This is a genomic window from uncultured Brachyspira sp. (assembly GCF_934747485.1).
GTDB lineage: Bacteria > Spirochaetota > Brachyspiria > Brachyspirales > Brachyspiraceae > Brachyspira.
Genome location: NZ_CAKVGN010000098.1, coordinates 1 through 8,075, shown reverse-complemented (window position 1 = coordinate 8,075; position 8,075 = coordinate 1). Strand labels below are relative to the sequence as shown.

Annotated in this window: 11 protein-coding genes; 7 read left to right on the top strand and 4 right to left on the bottom strand. The window is 27.2% G+C overall.

What is annotated here, in order from left to right:
- The first annotated feature begins 354 nt into the window (after positions 1-354).
- From Q0H31_RS12550 to Q0H31_RS12520, 7 genes are all read left to right on the top strand, one after another.
- On the top strand, positions 355-585 hold the full coding sequence (locus Q0H31_RS12550; protein ID WP_295298696.1) for a hypothetical protein: 231 nt from the start codon (positions 355-357) through the stop codon (positions 583-585).
- A gap of 12 nt (positions 586-597) precedes the next feature.
- Complete coding sequence (locus Q0H31_RS12545) at positions 598-777, top strand: hypothetical protein (RefSeq protein WP_295298694.1); 180 nt, start codon at positions 598-600, stop codon at positions 775-777.
- Between the two features lie 90 nt (positions 778-867).
- On the top strand, positions 868-1,302 hold the full coding sequence (locus Q0H31_RS12540) for a hypothetical protein (RefSeq protein ID WP_157147938.1): 435 nt from the start codon (positions 868-870) through the stop codon (positions 1,300-1,302).
- Between the two features lie 127 nt (positions 1,303-1,429).
- Entirely contained in the window at positions 1,430-1,684 is a 255-nt protein-coding gene (locus tag Q0H31_RS12535) for a hypothetical protein (protein ID WP_014935434.1), read from the top strand.
- 14 nt (positions 1,685-1,698) lie between these two features.
- The gene (locus Q0H31_RS12530) at positions 1,699-2,886 is read left to right on the top strand and encodes a PD-(D/E)XK nuclease family protein (protein ID WP_295298690.1); all 1,188 of its coding nucleotides are present in this window, start codon (positions 1,699-1,701) and stop codon (positions 2,884-2,886) included.
- Between the two features lie 150 nt (positions 2,887-3,036).
- Positions 3,037-3,819 carry a DUF4037 domain-containing protein gene (locus tag Q0H31_RS12525; protein ID WP_295298688.1) on the top strand — a complete coding sequence of 261 codons (783 nt, stop codon included), beginning with the start codon at positions 3,037-3,039 and terminating at the stop codon, positions 3,817-3,819.
- Between the two features lie 95 nt (positions 3,820-3,914).
- On the top strand, positions 3,915-4,523 hold the full coding sequence (locus Q0H31_RS12520) for a response regulator (protein WP_295298686.1): 609 nt from the start codon (positions 3,915-3,917) through the stop codon (positions 4,521-4,523).
- Here the strand turns inward: Q0H31_RS12520 and priA are convergent.
- Genes priA through rplM form a run of 4 tightly spaced genes read right to left on the bottom strand, consistent with a single transcriptional unit; the run spans position 4,520 to position 7,791 of the window.
- Positions 4,520-6,514, bottom strand: coding sequence for a primosomal protein N' (gene priA / locus Q0H31_RS12515; RefSeq protein WP_295298684.1), 1,995 nt, complete (start codon positions 6,512-6,514; stop codon positions 4,520-4,522). The two genes, Q0H31_RS12520 and priA, sit on opposite strands and share 4 nt — an antisense overlap.
- Positions 6,514-6,879, bottom strand: a complete 366-nt coding sequence (locus tag Q0H31_RS12510) for a TraR/DksA family transcriptional regulator (RefSeq protein WP_295298682.1) — start codon at positions 6,877-6,879, stop codon at positions 6,514-6,516. The genes priA and Q0H31_RS12510 overlap by 1 nt, the downstream gene beginning before the upstream one ends.
- A gap of 43 nt (positions 6,880-6,922) precedes the next feature.
- On the bottom strand, positions 6,923-7,321 hold the full coding sequence (rpsI, locus tag Q0H31_RS12505; protein ID WP_295298680.1) for a 30S ribosomal protein S9: 399 nt from the start codon (positions 7,319-7,321) through the stop codon (positions 6,923-6,925).
- Between the two features lie 14 nt (positions 7,322-7,335).
- Entirely contained in the window at positions 7,336-7,791 is a 456-nt protein-coding gene (rplM, locus tag Q0H31_RS12500) for a 50S ribosomal protein L13 (RefSeq protein ID WP_157151372.1), read from the bottom strand.
- Between the last annotated feature and the right edge of the window lie 284 nt (positions 7,792-8,075).

Here is an 8,075-nt window from a genome sequence, read left to right as displayed (position 1 = left end):
TTAATTGTTTTTCTTCACTTAATTTACTACGTTTCATACTTAAATTTTAACAAATTTAAGTTATCTGGGCCAGCCCCCAAATTATTTATTATTATCTATTTTATATTATTTTCAACCGATATTTTCTTTGCACAATTTTTTTAATCATATATTTTTTAATAGCATTTCAATAATTTCAACTATTAATCAAAGTATTTTAAAAGGGCTTGAAACCCTTGTTTTTAAGGTAGTATGGTATTATGATAATAGTACGAATATAGACTTTCTTCTATGCGAGCTTAAAACCCTTGTTTTTGAGAGTAAGCATTTTTTGAAAATGTTTATAATAAAAATTAATTTTAAGGAGAGTTCATTATGAACAAAAAAATCTTATCAATCATTTTTAGTTTATTTTTAGTAGGTGTCTTTAGTATAAGCTGTTCCAGTAAAGAAGATCCAAAAGGCATAGAGCAGTATAATGGAAATATTTATGCTTCAGAAAGTAAAGATATTTTTGGTTATTATTTGTGGCTACAAGTAAAAGGTAAGCAAATAGCTTTTGTTAGTCTTAGTGACAATACTTCTATGCCAGATTTTAGTGGTTAAACATATTTTGATGTGGAAGGTTCTGGCAGTTCATATACAGTTAAGATCCCTGATAGTGTTAGTGTTGGTATGCCAAAATTTACACTAGAATTTTCAGCTGATGGCTCTACTGTTAATGCTGAAATTACTTATCTTATAAACGATGGTACAAAACCACATGATGAAAAATATCAATGTGTTAAAAAAAATTAAAGTTGATTAACAAAAAAGGCTTTGCTTGAAAGTTTAAAAAAATTTCAGGTGGAGCTTTTATTTTGAATTGTATTTAATCAGGAGGCAAAAATGAAATTAAAAATTTTCTTATTAGCTTTATTATCAATATTCGTATTTATATCCTGCGAAAGTAAAGAAGAAGGTTGGTATAAAAATGTAAGTTATAAATTCTATACTAACGGCAATGAATCCCTACTATTTGTAGGAGATAAGGTTTTAGTAGGGGATGAAGAAGCCGTAATAAACCCTCTAGCTTCGATTCTAACATTATTAACCACTTCTGCAAGTGAAATAAAAAATAAAAACGAGGCTGTTTATACTATGGATTTGTTTGTTACAAAATCATATTTAAATTTCAAATTAAAAGGTAATACTCTTAATTGTTCTATAGATGGAGATGAAGAAGAAAGCTATTATTATAATGATGAATTAACTAAAAAATATTATACAAATATAGTCGAAATAAAAAAATGGTGGGAAGAATATAGTTCTACAAATAAATAATAATGAAAAAGTTTTATTGTAGCTTTTTAGTTAAACAGTTTTATTTTTCAAAATATAAAAATTATGACAGTTTTTGTTGCAATCATTTTTTATAATTAATAATAATTTATATTAAAGGAGGCTTTTTATGGCTCAAAATTTTTACTGTGAATATTGCGGAGCGAAATATTCTTCAATATCTTCATTAACCAATGGTTACTGTCCTAGGCATCCAAACGGCACAAATAAAGGAAAACATAAACTTTATGAGGGAGGAGAAAAGTCGGAATATTTCTGTAAGTATTGCGGAACTAAAAACAAATCTTTACAATCATTAACTAATGGTTATTGTCCTAGACACCCTAATGGTACTAATAAAGGTAAGCATGCACCTGCTTTATAATAGGGAGTTTATTAATGAACTATAGAATTGAAGATTTAAAAAATACTTGGCAATTTCCATTCAATAAATCTAAAGAAATCATAAAAGATATTTTTTCCATTATACAAAAATATGCTAAAGATGATATACTTAAGAAATATCGTGATTATATTAAAAAAAATACTTTTAAAGAAGATTATCCTTTTAATATATTTGAACTTATTTCTGATACATATTACAAAGAAAATTTTCATTCTGATATAATAGCAAGACTTTTAGAACATGAAACTGTATTAAAATATTTTCTTGATTTTATAGATGTTGATGCTTCTAAATATTTAAATAATGATTATTCAGTCGTTAGAGAAGAAAATAATATTGATATTTTAATCAAAACTGACACAAACTGTATAATCATAGAAAACAAACTTAGATGGGCTAAAGATATGAAAGAGCAATTATCAAGATATTATAATGATTGCTTAAAAAATAATTTAGAACCTAATAAAGTAATATATTTATCTCCTAATACATTAAAACAGCCTACATCTCAAAGTATTGGAAATATACCAAAAGATAAAATTGAAATCATATATGGATATGATGGAGAAGATGAAGATTTTTATACTAAAGTAATAGAAAATAGTTTAAATGATTTTATAAAAAATAATGAAGCTAAGGAATGGATATTATTAGCAGAGCATTATTTAAAAATATTAAGAGAAACAGGAGTAACTAAAATGGATAAATTAACACAAGATTTTTATAATGAAATAATAGATAATACTGATGAATACGAAAAAATAAAATTAATAGCAGATATGTATAATAATTTGATTGCAACTCGTATTAATAACTTAGTTTCAAGATTTAAAGGTGATAATTGGAAAAATGAATGTTTTTACAGAGACTTTGAAAGCAAGAAAAGAGGACTTAATTATGCTATAGATATATACTTAGATAATGATTATTATTGGTTCAATTTATTTTCAAGAGGTGAAGATACTGGAGATGATCCAAAATTAATAAAAAAATGGGAGCAGGATAATAAAGATATAGAAGCTTGGCTTAAAAAACATAATTTATTTGACGATACTTTTTATTTTGACGGCAGATGGTCAAAAGAATTTAAATTTCCACAGCAGGAAAAAGAATTATACGACTTTACTGAAAAAGTTATACAACTTCTAGAAAAAGATGTTGAAAGTATATGCAGTAAATAATTACATATATAAAGAGCTGGTATTTTTTATACTGGCTCTTTGTTTATTATAAAATCATCTTATTCTATTAAAACCAAATCATAATTTACTACTACTATTTTAGAAAAATTGCATTATAATATACAAAAACATTATTAGGGTAATTTATATATGAATAATACTATAGAAACAATAATTAATGATTATATAGAACATGCAACACAAAAAAATAATGTAGATGCCATAGTTCTTGCTGGCTCTCAAACTAGTTTAATTAATGATAATATGTCAGATTATGATATTTATGTCTATTCAAAAGATAAAGTAAATATAGAAATGAGAGAGAAATTCGCAAAAAAACATTCAGTGAAGTATGAAATAGGAAACAATTATTTTGAACACGGAGATGAAATTATATTAAAAGAAAGTAATATATGTTTAGATTTTATGTATAGAGATATTCCTTATATAGAAAATGAAATTAACTATGTATGGAGAAATTGTAATTCAAAAATAGGATACACTACAGCATTTTTATACAATATAAAAAACTCTAAAATACTCTATGAAAGCAATGATTCTTTTAGAAGCCTTCAAAAAGAATTAAATAAAGATTATCCTAAAAAACTTAAAGATAATATTATAGAAAAGAATTATAATGTTATGTATGCAAAAACAGCTTCATTTTATGAACAATTAGAAAAGGCTATAAAGAGAAATGATATTGTTAGTATTAATCACAGAACAACGGCTATATTAGCATCATATTTTGACATATTATTTGCCATAAATGAAGAACTTCATGTTGGGGAGAAAAAACTCATAAGCTATGCTAAGAAATTATGCAGAAAATTGCCGGATAATTTTGATAAAGACATAGAAGATATTATAAATAACAATAATATTTTAGAAAAAATAAAAAATCTTATTGGAAATATTAAAAAATTTTTTTAAATTTAAAATATAGCCATATATTTTCTTTATTGACAAATATATAGCTATATATTATTCTATTTTTTTGTATTTTATAAAAAAATAAAGGAAATTTAATGGATTTAAATAAAAATGTTATATATGAAGATGATGATTTACTCTCTCCAATAGACGTTTCAAAGATATTAGGCGTGTCGAGAACAACTGTAAATTATTGGGTAAGACATTATGGACTTAAAGCCGATCTCACACCCGGAAAAAGATATAAAATTAGATATGCCGATTTAAAAGTCTTTTTAGCATTCAATAAAAGAGAAAAGAGAGTAAAATTAAAAAGAAAAGTATCTAAATATAAAATAGCAATTATAGAACCTATAGAAATTACAAGAAAAAACTACTTACAATGGCTTAAAAATGATTATGAAGTTTCTATAGTATCCAACCTAACAAATCCATTAAACGAATTAAAAAAAATACTTCCAGATATTATTCTAATGGATATTAATTTATCTGATGATAAGGATTATTTCTATTTATTAGATGAAATAAAAAAAGAAATAAGCCTAAGAATGGCACTTATTATTATAATTACAAAAAAATATAATGAAGATGATGTAGTTAATGGGCTTGAAAAGGGTGCTTGCGATTATGTGCAAAAGCCTGTTGGTCAAAATGAATTAAATGCAAGAATAAGAAATGCTTTAAGATTTTATGTAGATATTTAAAGCATATTAACTGGGTCTATATCTATCTCTATATAGTTGCCTTTTTGTGCTATAAAGGATTTGTTTAAACTTTCAAAGAATTCCTTTAAAAGTGAATGAGAAGCCGTTTTTATTAAAATATTCCATCTATAATATTTGTTTAACTTACTCATAGTACAAGGAACAGCACCCAATATTTCTACTTTTTCTGTATCTTTATAAGTAAGAGTTCTAAGCAAATCTGCTATAATATTGGCATCACTTGATACTTTTTTTTCATCTATTCCGCGTACAACAATCCTAACCAATCTTAAAAAAGGAGGATAAGGAAGACCTGCTGTATGTTTTCTGTTTTCTATTTCTCTATTGTAAAAAGAAATATAATCATGCTCTTTAGCATAAAGTATTGAATAATGATTTGTATTAAATGCCTGAATATAAACAACGCCTTTTTTATCACCCCTTCCACTTCTTCCTGCAACTTGGGTTATCAAATTAAAAGTTCTCTCAGCACTTCTAAAATCTGGTATATGAAGCGACATATCAGCAAGCAAAACACCAACCAAAGTAACATTAGGAAAATCGAGTCCCTTAGCTATCATCTGAGTACCAATTAAAATATCTATTTGTCTGTCTGCAAATCTTTTAAATATGTCTTCATATTTTTTTGTTCCGCCCACAGTTTCTTGGTCCATTCTCTCTATAATAGCATTTGGAAATAAAGTATTAAGATTCTCTTCAACTTTTTCTGTACCAGTACCAATTCTCTCAAAATGACCAATGTTACATTTATCGCATAACTCCTCTACAAACTGAGTATATCCGCAGTAATGACACATAACAACATTCTTTTTTTTATGATAAGTAAGCGAAACAGAGCAATTAGGGCATTCTAACACCACTCCGCAATGAGAACAGCTCACCACTGGTGCATATCCTTTTCTGTTTAGAAATAATATTATCTGCTCTTTTAATTCTAATTTTTTATTAATCTCTTCCACCAGTGTTTGGGTAAGCATTGGAAAAGAATCAGCCCTCTTTTCTTTTTTTAAATCCAAAATCTTAACTTCAGGCATATTAATTGATGATGCTCTTTTAGTGAGAGTAAGAAGCTCTATAGTGCCGTTTAAAGCATGATAATAGCTCTCAAGAGAAGGAGTAGCACTTCCCAAAATAAGCGTTGCATTTTCTCTCTCTTTTCTATAGAAAGCAATTTGTCTTGCATGATACCTCGGAGTTTCATTAGACTTATAACTTGTTTCATGCTCTTCATCTATCACTATAATACCAAGATTAGGCGTAGGAGAAAATATAGCACTTCTTGCCCCTATTACAATTTTTATCTCATTATTTCTTATCATCTGCCAATATCTATATTTAGCAGTAGGAGATAACTTACTGTGAAGCACAGCAATTTTTCCTTCAAATCTTTCAGCAAATCTTTTTATGGTTTGAGGGGTAAGAGATATTTCCGGAAGTATTACTATAGCCTGTTTTCCTAAATCAACTACCCTTTTGATAGCCTGCAAATAAACCTCTGTTTTACCGCTTCCAGTAACACCATGAAGCAAGAAGGTTTTAGATTTTTTTTCTTCTTCTATGCTTTTTAATATTATGTTTAACACATTTTCTTGTTCATCATTAAGTTTTAAATAAGGCTTTTGTTTAACTTTTATAGGTTTTTGAATAGTTTTCTTTTTGGAAGGATTTCCGGCAGGCAAAGCAGCAAATAATGCCTCACCATAGGAAGAATGATAATATCTGCTCATCCATTTAGCTAAATTAAATTCATTTTCAGAGCATATAGGTTCAAGGTCTATTCTAGTTGTGATAGGAAGTACTTTATAATCTCCGTCAAGTGTATCCGTTTCCTCTATTACAATCCCCTTAGTTCCTCTGTTTTTTATAGGAGCTATAACTCTACAACCTATCAAACTATCATTTATATCATCAGGTTTTTTATATGTAAGTATCTTATCTATAGGAAGATTAAAAACAACTTTAACATACATTACATTTTTTCACGGCGTTTTTTATCTTCATATTTAGACATACAATTAATACATCTTAAAGTATATGGTATAGCAGTTAATCTCTCTTCATTGATTTCTTCTTTACAATCTATGCATTTACCATAAGTACCATCTTCAATTCTTTTAAGAGCATTATTAAGCATATCTAATCTATCTCTTTCTTTTTGCGAAAAAGATACTAAGCTTTGTTTTTCATAAGCCTGAAAAGCTATATCCGCCAAATCCCCATGAGCATCTTCTTTAAGTGTTTCGTAAGATTCATTACCGCTTAATAATTCATCTAAAGTTTTTCTTTTTTCTTCCAGTATTAAATCTTTAAATTTCTTTAATTTTTTAGCATTCATTTCTTAAACACCTTATATAATATTTTAAGAGAATAATATATAATTAACGTTTTGAGAATTGGAATAGCTTTCTAGCACCAGATCTACCGTATTTCTTACGTTCAACCACACGAGAATCTCTTGTAAGGAAACCATTGCGTTTTAAAGTAGTTCTAAAGTCTTGGCTCTCACCTATTAAGGCTTTAGCTATACCATGTCTAACAGCATCAGCTTGAGCAGAAACTCCGCCGCCGCGTACATTAGCATATACATCATATTTGCCTAAATTTCCTGTTACTTTTAGAGCGTCTTCTACAACTTTAAGTAAAGCTGCTCTATTACAGAAATATTCAGTATAATTTTTACCATTTATTAAAATTTTACCGCTGCCTAAAGTTATACGAACTCTAGCATTAGCAGTTTTTCTTTTGCCTGTGAATATAGTTAATTGTTTAGATGCCATTTTTTAACTCCTAATTATATATTTACAACTGTAGGTTTATTAGCTTCATGCTGATGTTCGCTGCCAGCATATACTTTTAATTTTTTAAGATGCTGTCTGCCTAATGGATTATGTGAAAGCATACCTTTAACAGCTATTTTTACCATTCTTTCAGGATTTCTCTCTAAAAGCTCACCATAGCTTACAGATTTTATACCGCCGGGATAACCTGTGTGTCTGTAATGTATTTTGCCTTTCTTTTTATTTCCTGTTAATACTATATCTTTAGCATTTATAATGATAACATAATCACCATTGTCTAAGTTGTAAGCATAATCAACTTTATGCTTTCCTTTTAATAAATAAGCTGCTCTGCTTGCAACTCTTCCTAAAGATTTACCTTTAGCATCTATAATAAGCCAATTTTGTTTTATATCTTTTTGGGATAAAACATAAGTGTTATCTTTTGTTTTTAAAGTTTTCTTATCCATAATACACCTTCTAAACGTTTTTAAATATTGTGGTTTGTTCTAAAATGTAACGAGTGATTAATTATAACACAAATAACTAATGAAGTCAAATTTTTCTAAGCTTTTATAACACTTTTTTATATTTTATTTATTACTAAATTTATTAACAACAATTTTATCTGTTGTTTATAATAATATATATAATACTTAATGATATATATTTTTTTATTGGGGCTGGCCCAGATAACTTAAATTTGTTAAAATTTAAGTATGAAACGTAGTAAATTAAGTAAAGATAAACAATT

Excerpts from the sequence above, each read along its gene's own strand:
- Q0H31_RS12550 (WP_295298696.1), top strand. The coding sequence starts at position 355 with ATGAACAAAAAAATCTTATCAATCATTTTTAGTTTATTTTTAGTAGGT.
- Q0H31_RS12540 (WP_157147938.1), top strand. The coding sequence starts at position 868 with ATGAAATTAAAAATTTTCTTATTAGCTTTATTATCAATATTCGTATTT.
- Q0H31_RS12535 (WP_014935434.1), top strand. The coding sequence starts at position 1,430 with ATGGCTCAAAATTTTTACTGTGAATATTGCGGAGCGAAATATTCTTCA.
- Q0H31_RS12530 (WP_295298690.1), top strand. The coding sequence starts at position 1,699 with ATGAACTATAGAATTGAAGATTTAAAAAATACTTGGCAATTTCCATTC.
- Q0H31_RS12525 (WP_295298688.1), top strand. The coding sequence starts at position 3,037 with ATGAATAATACTATAGAAACAATAATTAATGATTATATAGAACATGCA.
- Q0H31_RS12520 (WP_295298686.1), top strand. The coding sequence starts at position 3,915 with ATGGATTTAAATAAAAATGTTATATATGAAGATGATGATTTACTCTCT.
- priA (WP_295298684.1), bottom strand. The coding sequence starts at position 6,514 with ATGTATGTTAAAGTTGTTTTTAATCTTCCTATAGATAAGATACTTACA.
- Q0H31_RS12510 (WP_295298682.1), bottom strand. The coding sequence starts at position 6,879 with ATGAATGCTAAAAAATTAAAGAAATTTAAAGATTTAATACTGGAAGAA.
- rpsI (WP_295298680.1), bottom strand. The coding sequence starts at position 7,321 with ATGGCATCTAAACAATTAACTATATTCACAGGCAAAAGAAAAACTGCT.
- rplM (WP_157151372.1), bottom strand. The coding sequence starts at position 7,791 with ATGGATAAGAAAACTTTAAAAACAAAAGATAACACTTATGTTTTATCC.